The organism is Pseudomonas sp. (assembly GCF_035497915.1).
Taxonomy (GTDB): domain Bacteria; phylum Pseudomonadota; class Gammaproteobacteria; order Pseudomonadales; family Pseudomonadaceae; genus Serpens.
Genome location: NZ_DATJCS010000016.1, coordinates 1 through 13,026, shown reverse-complemented (window position 1 = coordinate 13,026; position 13,026 = coordinate 1). Strand labels below are relative to the sequence as shown.

The 13,026-nt window shown below is 66.9% G+C and carries 15 protein-coding genes; 2 read left to right on the top strand and 13 right to left on the bottom strand.

Features of this window, described 5'->3' with window-relative positions; all coding sequences use genetic code 11:
- Together VL129_RS05705 and VL129_RS05700 are read left to right on the top strand one after the other, a co-directional pair.
- Positions 1 to 210, top strand: a complete 210-nt coding sequence (locus VL129_RS05705; RefSeq protein WP_325410981.1) for a YgaP family membrane protein — start codon at positions 1 to 3, stop codon at positions 208 to 210.
- A 29-nt stretch (positions 211 to 239) separates the two neighbouring features.
- A complete protein-coding gene (locus tag VL129_RS05700; RefSeq protein ID WP_325410979.1) occupies positions 240 to 1,610 on the top strand; it encodes a TolC family outer membrane protein in 1,371 nt (456 codons plus the stop codon).
- 176 nt (positions 1,611 to 1,786) lie between these two features.
- On the opposite strand, the gene VL129_RS05695 is transcribed toward VL129_RS05700, so the two are convergent.
- The 13 genes from VL129_RS05695 to VL129_RS05635 form a co-directional block, all read right to left on the bottom strand.
- The gene (locus VL129_RS05695) at positions 1,787 to 2,155 is read right to left on the bottom strand and encodes a DsrE family protein (protein WP_325410977.1); all 369 of its coding nucleotides are present in this window, start codon (positions 2,153 to 2,155) and stop codon (positions 1,787 to 1,789) included.
- A gap of 68 nt (positions 2,156 to 2,223) precedes the next feature.
- The gene (locus VL129_RS05690) at positions 2,224 to 2,586 is read right to left on the bottom strand and encodes a DUF5368 domain-containing protein (protein ID WP_325410976.1); all 363 of its coding nucleotides are present in this window, start codon (positions 2,584 to 2,586) and stop codon (positions 2,224 to 2,226) included.
- Between the two features lie 18 nt (positions 2,587 to 2,604).
- A complete protein-coding gene (locus VL129_RS05685; RefSeq protein ID WP_325410973.1) occupies positions 2,605 to 3,963 on the bottom strand; it encodes an NAD(P)/FAD-dependent oxidoreductase in 1,359 nt (452 codons plus the stop codon).
- A 5-nt stretch (positions 3,964 to 3,968) separates the two neighbouring features.
- Positions 3,969 to 4,298, bottom strand: a complete 330-nt coding sequence (locus VL129_RS05680) for an ArsR/SmtB family transcription factor (protein ID WP_325410971.1) — start codon at positions 4,296 to 4,298, stop codon at positions 3,969 to 3,971.
- 138 nt (positions 4,299 to 4,436) lie between these two features.
- On the bottom strand, positions 4,437 to 5,732 hold the full coding sequence (locus VL129_RS05675; RefSeq protein WP_325410969.1) for an adenylosuccinate synthase: 1,296 nt from the start codon (positions 5,730 to 5,732) through the stop codon (positions 4,437 to 4,439).
- 54 nt (positions 5,733 to 5,786) lie between these two features.
- Positions 5,787 to 6,974 carry an ATP phosphoribosyltransferase regulatory subunit gene (locus VL129_RS05670; protein WP_325410967.1) on the bottom strand — a complete coding sequence of 396 codons (1,188 nt, stop codon included), beginning with the start codon at positions 6,972 to 6,974 and terminating at the stop codon, positions 5,787 to 5,789.
- Between the two features lie 20 nt (positions 6,975 to 6,994).
- Positions 6,995 to 7,180 (bottom strand): DUF2065 domain-containing protein, encoded by a 186-nt coding sequence (locus VL129_RS05665; protein WP_325410965.1) that lies wholly within the window; start codon positions 7,178 to 7,180, stop codon positions 6,995 to 6,997.
- Positions 7,181 to 7,290: 110 nt separating this feature from the next.
- Positions 7,291 to 8,160 (bottom strand): protease modulator HflC, encoded by an 870-nt coding sequence (gene hflC / locus VL129_RS05660; RefSeq protein WP_325410963.1) that lies wholly within the window; start codon positions 8,158 to 8,160, stop codon positions 7,291 to 7,293.
- The gene (gene hflK / locus VL129_RS05655; protein WP_325410961.1) at positions 8,160 to 9,329 is read right to left on the bottom strand and encodes an FtsH protease activity modulator HflK; all 1,170 of its coding nucleotides are present in this window, start codon (positions 9,327 to 9,329) and stop codon (positions 8,160 to 8,162) included. The genes hflC and hflK overlap by 1 nt, the downstream gene beginning before the upstream one ends.
- 96 nt (positions 9,330 to 9,425) lie before the next feature.
- Positions 9,426 to 10,727, bottom strand: coding sequence for a ribosome rescue GTPase HflX (gene hflX / locus VL129_RS05650; RefSeq protein WP_325410959.1), 1,302 nt, complete (start codon positions 10,725 to 10,727; stop codon positions 9,426 to 9,428).
- 12 nt (positions 10,728 to 10,739) lie between these two features.
- Positions 10,740 to 10,994: an RNA chaperone Hfq gene (gene hfq, locus VL129_RS05645; RefSeq protein WP_325410957.1), complete on the bottom strand. Its 255-nt coding sequence runs from the start codon at positions 10,992 to 10,994 to the stop codon at positions 10,740 to 10,742.
- 83 nt (positions 10,995 to 11,077) lie between these two features.
- Positions 11,078 to 12,049 (bottom strand): tRNA (adenosine(37)-N6)-dimethylallyltransferase MiaA, encoded by a 972-nt coding sequence (gene miaA, locus VL129_RS05640; protein WP_325410955.1) that lies wholly within the window; start codon positions 12,047 to 12,049, stop codon positions 11,078 to 11,080.
- Between the two features lie 100 nt (positions 12,050 to 12,149).
- Positions 12,150 to 13,026 (bottom strand): DNA mismatch repair MutL family protein (locus tag VL129_RS05635; protein ID WP_475491198.1); only part of this gene is annotated, 877 nt, incomplete at its 5' end.

Sequence of the window (13,026 nt, the reverse complement as noted above, 5' to 3'; positions counted from 1 at the left end):
ATGACCTCATGGCAAATCGTTCGCATGTTCGCCGGCGTGGTAATCCTCGCCTCCCTGGCCCTGGGCGTGGCCCAGAGCCCGCTGTTCCAAAGCAGCAACTGGCTGTGGCTGACCGCCTTCGTCGGCGTGAACATGCTGCAGAGCGCGTTCACCCGCTGGTGCCCGCTGGAAATCGTCCTGCGCAAACTCGGTGTGCAATCCGGCTGCTGAGGCCAACGAGAACGTTAAGGAAAATCGCCATGCAACTGCCCCGCCTGTCCGCCTTGCTGCTGAGCTGCGCGGCGCTGGCATCGCCAGCGGCCCAGGCCCTGGACCTGTTCGAGGTCTGGCGCGCCGCCAGCCAGCATGACCCCGAGTTTGCCGCCGCCCGCGCCGCGCATGCCGCCGGCCTGGCCAGCCAGGATCAGGCCGGCGCCCTGTGGCGCCCGAACCTGATGCTGCAAGGTGGGGTGGCTGCCGCCTCGCTGGACAACCAGACACGCGGGGCAACCTTCGACGCCGGTGGGTTCAGCGCCACCGGCGCCGCCTTCGACACGACGATCGACAGCGGCACCCGCAGCCACTACGGCGTGGTGCTGCGCCAGCCGCTGTTCGACCGCGAGCGCTCGGCCCAGGGCCGGCAATTGCGCATCCAGGCCGGCGCCGCCGAGCTGGCCTGGGTCGGCGCCCAGCAGCAGTTGATGCTGCGCAGCGCCGAACACTACTTCCAGCTGGCGCTGGCCGCCCGCCGCCTCGAACTGCTGGAACGCCAGCTCGAGGCGGTGGAGCGCACCGCCAGCGAGGCCGCCGAGCGCTTCAAGGTGGGCAGCCTGCCGGTCACCGACCTGCACGAGGCCCGCGCGCGGGCCGCCGGTCTGCGCGCCCAGCACCTGGCCGCGCAGACCGAACTGGACCTGCGCCGCCAGACGCTGGCCGACCTCATCGGCCGTGAGCCGGGCGATAGCCCACTGACGCTGCCAAGCGACAGCCCGGCGCAGATCGGCGCGCTGGAGGAGTGGCTGACCCGTGCGGCGCGCCAGAACACCCAGCTGCAGCTGGCCCAGACCCGCCAGCAGGGCGCCGAGCAGGAGGTGCGCAAGACCTCGCTGCCACTGTCGCCGACCCTGGAGCTGGTGGCCAGCCACGGCCGCGAGAAGCTCTCCGGCGATGCCGAGGTCGGCTCGGCCAGCTACAGCGCCGAACAGAGCATGGTCGGCCTGCAGGTGGCGATTCCGCTGTACACCGGCGGCATGCGCTCGGCGCGCCAGGACGAGGCGCGCGCCCGCCTGGCCGAGGCCGAGGCCGAGCTCGACCACGGCCGTCTGCTGGTGGCCCGGCAGACCCGCGCCGCCTGGCTGGCGCTGTCGGTGGGCCGCGAACAGGCGCAGGCGCTGGCCGCCGCCGCCGAAGCCAGCCAGGCACGCCTGGCGGCCACGCGTATCGGTCGCAAGACCGGCGAACGCAGCACCCAGGACCTGCTGGATGCGGAAAACGCCGCTGCCACCGCCGAGCTGGAACTGGCCCAGGTGCGCGCCACGCTGTTCCTGCAGGAGCTGCGTCTGGCCGCCCTCGCCGGTCAGCTGGATGAAGGCTTCTTCCAGCAGGCCAGCGCCCGCCTCGCCCAGCGGTAAGGTTGCGCGCCGGTGCTGTGCACACCGCGCGGTGTGCACAGCACGACCAGGCAGACCGTAGGGTGGGAAACTCGCGCAGCGATTTTCCACCAGTGAGGGCCCCCGGCGTGGGTAGACAAGGCTTCGCCGTTGTCTACCCTACGGTGCCCCTACCCGCCCACCCGGCGATTCTCGCCTCAGGTGATCTGCAGCGAGCCGGTGGCTTCCATCAGCAGGTCGATTACCTGCGGCGCGGTGATGATGGCGTAGTCGGGCACCATGTCCTGGGCGGTGAAGCCGTTGTGCTGCATGCACGCCGAGCAGATGGCGATCTTGCCGCCCAGCTCCCGATAACGCCCAAGCAGTGCGTCCACCGGTTCGAAGGGCGCGCCGATGTCCATGTCGATGGCACCGGGCTTGCCCAGTTCCACCGCCTCGGCCATCAGGATCAGGGTGGTGTCATGCCCCTTCAGGCGAGCATTGACGGCCATGGTGAAGGCCACGGTGACCTTGTTCGGATTGCCCTGCCCGTCGAAGAGCGTGGCGACGAAACGATTGCCGCTCATGGGTATTCTCCCGCAGATGGATGAAAGAAAACGCCCGGCATTGCCGGGCGTCCGTTGACCTGCACTCCTCAGCCAGCCGCACCCTCGCGGCGCAGCTGGGTGATCCAGCCCATGATGGTGTAGACCAGCACCATGGAGCCGAGCATGCCCAATCCATAGACCAGCACGATGAGGATCCAGTCGATCGGACCGGCGGCGTCAGTGAAGCCGGACGACGACACATTGGCCATCAGCACCAGCGCCAGCACACCACCAACCAGACCTACCAACTGAGCGCGCACCAGCCGGCTGGCCGCGATGCCGCGCTCGCGTACCAGCAGGGCCACGAAGGCCGCGGTGCCCAGCAGCACCATCGCCAGCAGCAGCCAGAGCAGCGGGCCGAGCATTTCCAGGAACACGGCCAGCAGGATCATCGGATCGAGTTCTTTCATGACGGACTCCTCGGCGGTTCAGGCGTGACCGCGCAGCATGCTGATGTAGGTGGGCTTGAGGCCCATGGTCTTGACCACCCAGCTGGTCCACAGCTCTTCCAGCGGCGCGATCACCCCCGGGAAGGACGGCGTGAGGTTGTTCTGGTAGTCGAACTCGATGAGCATCGCGCGGCCCAGGCGGGTGATCAGCGGGCAGGAGGTGTAGCCGTCGTAGCGGGCCGTCGATTCGGTACCGGCGATGTCGGCCAGCAGGTGCTCGACGGCCACCGGCACCTGCCATTTCACGCTGGCGGCGGTCTTGCCCTTCGGCACCCCGGCGATGTCGCCGACCCCGAACACGTTCGGATAGCGCACATGCCGCAGGGTGTGCTTGTCCACCTCCAGCCAGCCCTCGTTGCCCCAGGCGCCCTGCTGCCAGGGCAGCGGGCTGTTGCGCACCACGTCCGGCGCCTTCATCGGCGGAATCACGTTGATGAAGTCGTAACCCAGTTCGGTGGTGCCCTCCGGGGTGCGGAAGGTGGCGATGCGCCGACCCGGGTCGATGGACTGCAGCACGCGGTCGTAGTTGACCTTGATGTCACGCTGCTGGAACAGCATGCGTACCTTCTCCGAAACGATCGGCACGCTGAACAGCGCCTTGTTGTTGGCGTTGTAGATGATCTCCGCCTTGCCACGATTGCCCCGGCGGGTCAGGTAGTCCTCGGTGACGAAGGTGTACTTCAGCGGGGCGCCGGCACACTTCATCTCGGTGCCCGGACGCAGGAACACGCCCACGCCGCCCTTGTCGGCGAACTCGGACATCTGCCGCCAGGTGGCCTCGGCCGCCGCCGGGCTGTGGTAGATGCTGCCCAGGCCGTTCTGGCCGATCAGGCTTTCATCCATGCCCTCGATGGCGGCGTAGTCCAGCTGCAGGCCGGTGGCGACCACCAGGAAGTCGTAGGGCACGCTGCGCCCGGAGGCGGTGACCACCTTGTTGCCCTCGGGGTCGATCTCCGCGACCCGCTCCTCGATCCACTCCACGCCGTGCGGCACATAGTCGGCGGTGCTCGAGGTCACGTAGCTGGCCGGCTTGATGCCGGACGCCACCAGGGTGAAGCCGGGCTGGTAGTAGTGCGCCTTGCGGCCATCGATCAGCGTAATGGTCGCGCCTTCGAGCCGCTCGGCCAGGCGCGACGCGGCGGCCAGGCCGGCCGCGCCGGCACCGGCGATGACGATGCGCGCCGCGCTGCGCTGCTTCGCCGCCTGCGCGCCCTCGGGCTTGAGCAGCAGGGCGCCGGCACCGGCCGCCGTCAGCTGCATGAAAGTACGTCGACTGAACGGCTCCTTGAGGAGTCCCTGGTCGAGCCCGCTGTTGTTCTTGTTATCGGGTGTTTTCATGCTCACTACTCCTGTCGGTGTGACGCGCAATAAATTTCCCAAAGTGTCCGCATGATCCGCTCGACGTCCGGGTTGGCCAGGCTGTAACGGATGTGCTTGCCGTCGCGCTCGGTATGCACCAGCGCGTTCTGGCGCAGCACGGCCAACTGCTGGGAAAGCGTCGGCTGTCGAATGCCCAGCGTCGCTTCCAGTTCGCAGACGGCATGCGGCCCGCTGCTCAGCTGGCACAGCAGCAACAGACGGTCCTCGTTGGCGAGAACCTTGAGCAGGTCGCACGCCACACCGGCATGGCGACGCAGCTCCTCGATACGGGAAGAACCTTGGGTATTCGGCATGATGGCAATCCAATCTTACGAAGCGACTATATACAAATTTGTAGAGTGTCCGGCATACGACCTTGGTTAGCCCGCCACAACGAAAAATCCCCGGGGAAGCGAGCTTCCCCGGGGATTCGGGTGTTGCGGAGCGAACGATCAGGCGTACGGGTGGCGCAGCACGATGGTCTCGTTGCGGTCCGGGCCGGTGGAGATGATGTCGATCGGCGCGCCGACCAGCTCCTCGATGCGCTTGATGTAGGCGCGGGCGTTGACCGGCAGGTCTTCCAGACGCTTGGCGCCGACGGTGGATTCGCTCCAGCCGGGCATTTCCTCGAACACCGGCTGCAGGCCGACATAGCTGTCGGACTCGGTCGGCGCTTCGGCCAGCAGTTGGCCACTGGCGTCCTTGTAGCCCACGCACAGCTTCACGGTTTCCAGGCCATCCAGCACGTCCAGCTTGGTCAGGCACAGACCGGAGATGGAGTTGATCTCGATGGCGCGACGCAGGATCACCGCGTCGAACCAGCCGCAGCGACGGGCGCGACCGGTGGTGGAGCCGAACTCGTGGCCGACGCTGGCCAGGCGCGCGCCGACCTCGTCGAACAGCTCGGTGGGGAACGGACCGGAGCCGACGCGGGTGGTGTAGGCCTTGGTGATGCCCAGGATGTAGTCCAGATACAGCGGGCCGAAGCCGGAACCGGTGGCGGTGCCGCCGGCGGTGGTGCTGGAGCTGGTCACGTAGGGGTAGGTGCCGTGGTCGATGTCCAGCAGCGAGCCCTGGGCGCCCTCGAACATGATGCAGGCGCCGGCCTTGCGCAGCTCGTGCAGGCGCGCGGCGACGTCGGCGACCATCGGCTTGAGGATGTCGGCGTAGCCCAGCGCCTCGTCGAGGGTCTTCTGGAAGTCCACCGGCTCGACCTTGTAGAAGTTCTGCAGGACGAAGTTGTGGTACTCCAGCAACTCCTTGAGCTTGGCGGCGAAGCGCTCGGGGTTGAACAGGTCGGCGATGCGCAGGCCGCGACGCGCCACCTTGTCCTCGTAGGCCGGGCCGATGCCACGGCCGGTGGTGCCGATCTTGCCTTCGGAACGGGCCGCTTCGCGCGCCTGATCCAGCGCCACGTGGTACGGCAGGATCAGGGTGCAGGACGGGCTGATGCGCAGGCGCTCACGCACCGGCACGCCCTTCTCTTCCAGCTTGGTGATCTCGCGCATCAGGGCGTCGGGAGCCACCACCACACCATTGCCGATCAGGCACTGCACGTTGTCGCGCAGGATGCCGGACGGGATCAGGTGCAGGACGGTTTTCTCGCCGTCGATCACCAGGGTGTGGCCGGCGTTGTGACCACCCTGGTAACGCACCACCGCGGCGGCCTGGTCGGTCAGCAGGTCGACGATCTTGCCCTTGCCCTCATCACCCCACTGGGTGCCCAGGACGACGACGTTCTTACCCATAACACTTGTCCTCTTCGGAAGCTCGGTAGCCGGCGCGGGCCGGCGGAAAAATTCTCAGGAATTCAGCGCAACGGCCTGCCATTGGCCATCACGGATCAGCAGCTGACGGTCGCAGCCGGCCTCGTGGGCGGCCTGGGCGTCCTGGCCCGGCAGCGCCTGGACGACACGCTCGCCGGCCTTGCGCAGGCGCTGCACGGCCTGCCAGAGATAGAAATCATGGCTGTCGGGCGCCCAGATGCCAGTCGGCGCGGTGATCGGATCCCGCTCGCCAAGGTCGATGAGCGCCTTCAGGTCGGTGGAGAAGCCGGTGGCCGGACGCGCCCGGCCGAACACCGCGCCGATGTCGTCATAACGGCCGCCCTGGGCGATGGACTCGCCCATGCCCGGCACGAAGGCGGCGAACACCACACCGGTGTGGTAGTGGTAGCCGCGCAGCTCGCCCAGATCGAAATACAGCGGCAGCTCCGGGTAGCGCATTTCCAGCAGATCGGCGATGCCCACCAGTTCGTCGAGGGCCGCGTGCACGTCCTCCGGCGCGTCCACCAGGCAGGCTTGCGCCAGGTCGAGCACTTCGCGACCGCCACACAGCTCGGCCAGGGCGCGCAGCATGCGGGCCAGCGATTCCGGCAGCTCGGCGGTCAGGGTTTCGACTTCATCCACCGCCTTGCGCTGCAGGGCGTCGAACAGGCGCTGCTCGGCCTCGCCGGTCAGTCCGGCGGCGGCGGCCAGGCCGCGATAGATGCCGACATGGCCAAGGTCCATGTGCACGTTGGGCACGGCGGCCATTTCGAGCATGTCGAGCATCAGGCTGATGACTTCGACGTCGCTGGCCGGGCTGGCGTCGCCGTACAGCTCGGCGCCCAGCTGGATCGGGCTGCGCGAGGTGCTTAGCGCGCGCGGGCGGGCCTGCAGCACGCTGCCGGCATAGCACAGGCGCACCGGACCTTCGCGGCGCAGGCTATGGGCATCCATGCGTGCGACCTGCGGGGTGATGTCGGCGCGAAAGCCCATTTGCCGCCCCGATTGCGGATCGGTGACCTTGAAGGTACGCAGGTCCAGATCCTGGCCGGCGCCGGTCAGCAGGGATTCAAGAAATTCGATGTGCGGGGTGACCACGAACTCGTAGCCCCAACGCTGAAACAGGTCGAGCACCTGGCGGCGGGCTGCTTCGATGCGCGCCGCTTCCGGCGGCAGAACTTCCTCGATGCCATCTGGCAGCAGCCAGCGATCTACCGTTGCCATTTCGCCTCCCCGGGCAAACCTTAACGAAGCAGATACAGGAGGGCGGTGCCCAGCAGCATGCTGGCCAGCCCCATCCGGCGCAGCTGACGGTCGGACAGCTGCAACAGCTGGCTGAACGCCGCACGCCAACGCTGCGGAAACAGGAAGGGCAGGATGCCTTCCAGCACCAGCATCAGACACAGGGCGATACCGAGTTCCTGCCACATGCTTATTCACGCAGACGTAAAAAAGCCGGGTTTGGCCCGGCCGGCGGATGATAGCAACCTTTTCCCCGTGGGTCACCCGGCGAGCGACGTGGCTCGCCGGGTGGCCGGCTTCAGGGCTTGCTCTTCTGCAGGTAGCGGAAGAAGTCGCTGCTGGGGTCGAGCACCAACACGTCGCTCTTGTCGTTGAAGCTGTCGCGCATGGCCTGCAGGCTACGGTGGAACGAGTAGAACTCGGCATCCTGCGTGTAGGCCTGGGCGTAGATCGCCGCCGCACGGGCATCGCCCGCACCTCGGGTTTCCTCGGCCTCGCGATAGGCTTCGGCCAGCAGTACGCGGCGCTGACGATCGGCGTCGGCGCGAATACCCTCGGCCAGCTCGCGACCCTTGGCGCGGTGTTCGCGCGCCTCGCGCTCACGCTCGGTGCTCATACGCTCGAACACGCTGCGGTTCACTTCGCGCGGCAGGTCGATGGCCTTGACGCGCACGTCCAGCACCTCGATGCCCAGCTCGCGACGCGCCATGCGGTCCATCGAGGTGGTGATCTCGGCCATCAGCGCGTCGCGCTCGCCGGATACCACCTCGTGCAGGGTGCGCTTGCCGAACTGGTCGCGCAGGCCGGCTTCCAGACGACGCGCCAGACGCTCGTCGGCGATCTGCTTGAGGCCGGACGTTGCGGTGTAGAACTGCTCGGCGTTGGCCACGCGCCACTTGGCGAAGGCATCCACCATCACGGCTTTCTTTTCCAGGGTCAGGAAGCGCGCGGTGGCGGTATCCAGGGTCAGCAGACGCGCATCGAAGGTGCGCACCTTGTCGACCATCGGGATCTTCACATGCAGGCCCGGCTGCACGTCACCCTCGACCACCTTGCCGAAGCGCAGCAGCACGGCCTTCTCGGTCTGCAGGACGATGTAGAAACTGTTCCAGGCGACCAGCGCCACCACCACCCCGACAATCAGGGCGGCCAGCGATTTATTGCTCATCAGCGGCTCTCCCTCGTACGCAGATCACGCTGCTCCATCTCCCGCACGATACGCGCGGCGGTGTCGGCGGCGCTCGGCGTGGTCGCGGCGCCCTGCGCATTGCTCGGCGCGGCGGTGCGACCCTGAACCATCTTGTCCAGCGGCAGGTAGAGCAGGTTGTTCTGCCCCTGGTCGCCGGTCACCAACACCTTGCTGGTGTTGCCGTAGATCTCCTGCATCGTCTCCAGGTAGAGACGTTCGCGGGTGACCTGCGGCGCCTTGCGGTACTCGGCCAGCAGCAACTTGAAGCGCGCGGCCTCACCCTCGGCACGCGAGACGACGGCATCGCGGTAGCCGTTGGCCTCCTCGATGATGCGCTGCGCCTGGCCACGGGCCTCGGGGATCACGCCGTTGGCGTAGGCCTCGGCCTGGTTCTTCTCGCGCTGCTCGTCTTCGCGAGCGCGGATCACGTCGTCGAAGGCTTCCTGCACTTCCTTGGGCGCGGCGGCGCTCTGCACGTTCACCTGGGTGACGGTGATGCCGGTACGGTAGTTGTCCAGGAATCGCTGCAGGCGCTCGCGGGTGTCGGTTGCCACCTGCTCGCGGCCCTCGGTGAGCACCTGGTCCATGCTGGTCGAGCCGACCACATGGCGCAGCGCGCTGTCGGTGGCGTGCTGCAGGCTCACTTCCGGCTGGTCGACGTTGAGCACGAAGTCCTTCAGGTTGCTGATCTTGTACTGCACGGTCAGCGGCACCTCGACGATGTTCTCGTCCTCGGTGAGCATCTGGCCCTGCTTGGAGTACGCCCGCTCGCGGGTAACGTTTTCCTGGAACTTGCGATCGATGGGCGGGAAATAGATGTTCAGGCCCGGACCGACGGTTTCGTGGTACTCGCCGAAGCGCAGCACCACCGCCTGTTCCTGCTCGTCCACCACGTAGATGGCGCTGTACAGCCATATCACCGCGATGACGGCGACGACGATGGCGATCAGGCCGAAGCCACCACCCTTGCGGCCGGCATTGCCGCCCCCGGAGGATTTCTTGCCGCCGAACATGCCGTTCAGGCTGTCCTGCAGCTTGCGGAAGGCCTCGTCCAGATCCGGAGGACCCTTGCGATCGCCGCCACGGCGACCACCCCAGGGATCCTGGTCGTTGTTGTTCGAGTTGCCACCCGGCTCGTTCCAAGCCATAGCGCTCTCCATCAGATAAAGCGAAGGCGCGCCCGCGGCGCGCCGCTCAATGCTACCGAATGCCGCACCAAGGCGGCAAAGCAGCCCTTGCGGGCATTATTGCAAAGTGTGTTGCGCCAGGAATTCGCTCGGCTGCAGGCCTTCGCGACTGACCAGGCGGTTCAGCTCGATGCGCGGCAGGCGCACCGACAGTACACTGGCCCCCTGCTCATCATGGGTTTCCTCCTGCACCGCGCCCAGCGCGAAGAACTGCGCACGCAGGCGGCCCAGGCGCTGCGGCAGACACAGGGTGCCGACGAACAGATCATTGCCCAGCAACTCGGCAATGGCCTGACGCAACAGGTCCAGGCCCCGCCCCTCACGGGCCGACAGCCACACGCGCTGCGGCTTGCCGTCGCCATCGCGCTGGATCTGCGGCTCCACGTCTTCGAGCAGGTCAATCTTGTTGTAGACCTCGAGCATCGGCAACTGATCGGCGCCGATCTCGCCCAGCACGCGCAGCACCTGGTCGATCTGCTGGTCGCGCTCCGGCTCGTGCGAGTCGATGACATGCAGCAGCAGGTCGGCGTTGCTGGATTCCTCCAGCGTGGCGCGGAACGCCTCGACCAGCTTGTGCGGCAGGTGCCGGATGAAACCCACGGTGTCAGCCAGCACCACCGGCCCCAGGTCGTCCAGTTCCAGACGGCGCAGGGTCGGATCGAGGGTGGCGAACAGTTGGTCGGCGGCGTAGACCTCGGAGGTGGTCAGCGCATTGAACAGGGTCGACTTGCCGGCGTTGGTGTAGCCAACCAGGGACACCGAGGGGATATCCGCACGACGGCGCCCGCGCCGCGCCTGCTCGCGTTGGCTGCGCACCTTTTCCAGGCGTGCCTTGATCTGCCGGATGCGCACGCGCAGCAGGCGGCGGTCGGTTTCCAGCTGGGTTTCGCCCGGGCCGCGCAGGCCGATACCACCCTTCTGGCGCTCCAGGTGGGTCCAGCCGCGCACCAGGCGGGTGCTCATGTGCTCCAGCTGGGCGAGTTCGACCTGCAGCTTGCCTTCGTGGGTACGGGCACGCTGGGCGAAGATATCGAGAATCAGGCCGGTGCGATCCAGCACCCGGCACTCGAACTCCCGCTCCAGGTTGCGCTCCTGGCTCGGGGTGAGGGTGTGATTGAAGATGACCAGCTCGATTTCCTCGGCCTTGACCAGGTCGCGAATCTCTTCGACCTTGCCGCTGCCGATCAGGAACTTGGCGCTCGGCTGATGCCGCGACACGCTGACGAACGCCACCGTGTCGGCACCGGCCGAGCTGGCCAGTTCCTGGAACTCCTGCGGGTCTTCACGCGCTTCCGGATCCTGGCCTTCCAGATGAACCAGAATGGCCCTTTCTCCACCACCAGGGCGCTCGAAGAACAAGATGAACTCCTATCAGGCGTTGCCGGCCTCGGCGGTCTCGGACTCGCCGGCATTCGGCAGGCGGACCGGGCGGCTCGGCACAACGGTGGAAATGGCGTGCTTGTAAACCATCTGGCTGACGGTGTTCTTCAGCAGAATGACAAACTGGTCGAAGGACTCGATCTGGCCCTGCAGCTTGATGCCGTTGACCAGATAGATGGAAACCGGGACGCGTTCCTTACGAAGGGTGTTCAGGTAAGGGTCTTGTAGCGAGTGCCCTTTTGACATTGCAAAACTCCTATCAATGGAAATGAGAAAGCGGGGGACGGAAAAGGGAATCCCCGTCAAAGAATAGACAGCATCAGTACGGATCAGCCCAATATGGAGAGCGACCTCAGGCATTTCAAGGCGCGTGACAGGTTGTCGCAAGACTGACTGTCGAGCCACTGCAGATCTTCCCAGCCACGCAGCCAGGTGAACTGCCGCTTGGCCAACTGACGCGTGGCGATGATGCCGCGCTCGATCATCGCGGCGCGATCCAGCTGCCCCTCGAGATACTCCCAGACCTGACGGTAGCCCACCGCTCGTATAGACGGCAGCGCGGCATGCAAGTCACCTCGCTGATGCAAGCGTTCGACTTCCTCGACGAAACCCTGTTCCAGCATGAGATGAAAGCGCCGGGCGATACGCTCATGCAGAAGGGAGCGCAGGCCCGGCGCGATCGCAAATTGCGCGACAGTATACGGCAAACCTCCCGACACCGCGCCGGGGCCGCGCGCATTTTCCAGGGCCTGGCGACGGCGATGTTCGCTCATGCTCAGACCGCTGACGCGGTACACCTCGAGGGCGCGCACCAGCCGCTGCGGGTCGTTGGGATGAATGCGCGCAGCGGACTCGGGGTCTACGGCGGCAAGCTGTCGATGCAGTTCGGCCAGGCCCTGTTCGGCGGCCTGGCGCTCGAGCTCGGCGCGCACCAACGGGTCGGCGCTGGGCATGTCGGCGAGACCGCCCAGCAATGTCTTGTAATAAAGCATCGTGCCGCCGACCAGCAGGGGAATGCGTCCCCGGGCGGTGATCTCGGTCATGGCCTGCAAGGTGTCGCTACGGAACTCGGCGGCCGAATAGCTTTCGGCCGGATCGCGGATGTCGATCAGCCGATGGGGGAACTCGGCAAGGATCTCCGGGCCCGGCTTGGCGGTGCCGATGTCCATGCCCCGGTAGACCAGCGCCGAATCGACGCTGATCAGCTCGACGGGCAGCACGCGCGCCAGCTCCAGCGCCAGGTCGGTCTTGCCGGCGGCGGTGGGGCCCATGAGGAAGATGGCGGGTGGCAGGGCGGACATCGGGGGACTCACAGCGAATGGCTGCATAGTTTCCAGCCGCAGCGTAGGGTGGTCAACGCCTTGCGGGCGCGCGTCTTGCGGGCGCCGACCGCCTACCTCGTCACCTGCCGCGCAGGAACAGCTTGTCCAGATCATCCATGCCCAGCTGCGTCCAGGTCGGCCGACCATGGTTGCACTGGCCGCTGCGCTCGGTGTGCTCCATGTCGCGCAGCAGCGCGTTCATTTCCGGCAGGGTCAGGCGCCGGTTGGCACGTACCGCGCCGTGACAGGCCATGGTGGCCAGCAGCTCGTTGAGGTGGGCCTGGATGCGGTCGCTGCTGCCGTACTCCAGCAAATCGGCCAGCACATCGCGCACCAGCTGGCCGGCCTGGGCCTGCTTGAGCAGCACCGGGATCTGGCGGATCGCCAGACTCTCCGGACCCAGCCGTTGCAGCTCGAAGCCCAGGCGCTGGAACCAGGCGTGATGCTCCTCGGCGCAATCCGCCTCGCGCTGGCTGACCGCCAGGCTTTCCGGCACCAGCAACGGCTGGCCACGCAACCCCTCGCTGGCCATGGCGCTCTTCAGGCGCTCGTAGGTGATGCGCTCATGGGCGGCATGCATGTCGACCAGCACCAGGCCGGCGGCATTCTCGGCCAGGATGTAGATACCCTTGAGCTGGGCCAGGGCATAGCCCAACGGCGGAATGTCCCCGCCGGACTCCGGCAGCGCCACTGTCTCGGCACCCGGCAGCGGGGCGAAGTAGTCGCGGTAGGCGCCCTGCAGCTCGGCGGTCGGCGCCGGCTGCGCGGGGCGCGCGGCATAGCCGCCGGCGCTCGTCGGTCGCCAGGCCGGCGTTTCGGCGGGACGCTCCAGCACACTGGCGGCCAGGCTCATTTCCGCCTGCGGGCCGAACTCGCCAGCCTCCAGCCCCGTGGGGCGAACCATCGGCGCGACGGCGGCCGGTGCAGCCAGCTGGTCCTCCGGGCGCACCTCGCCC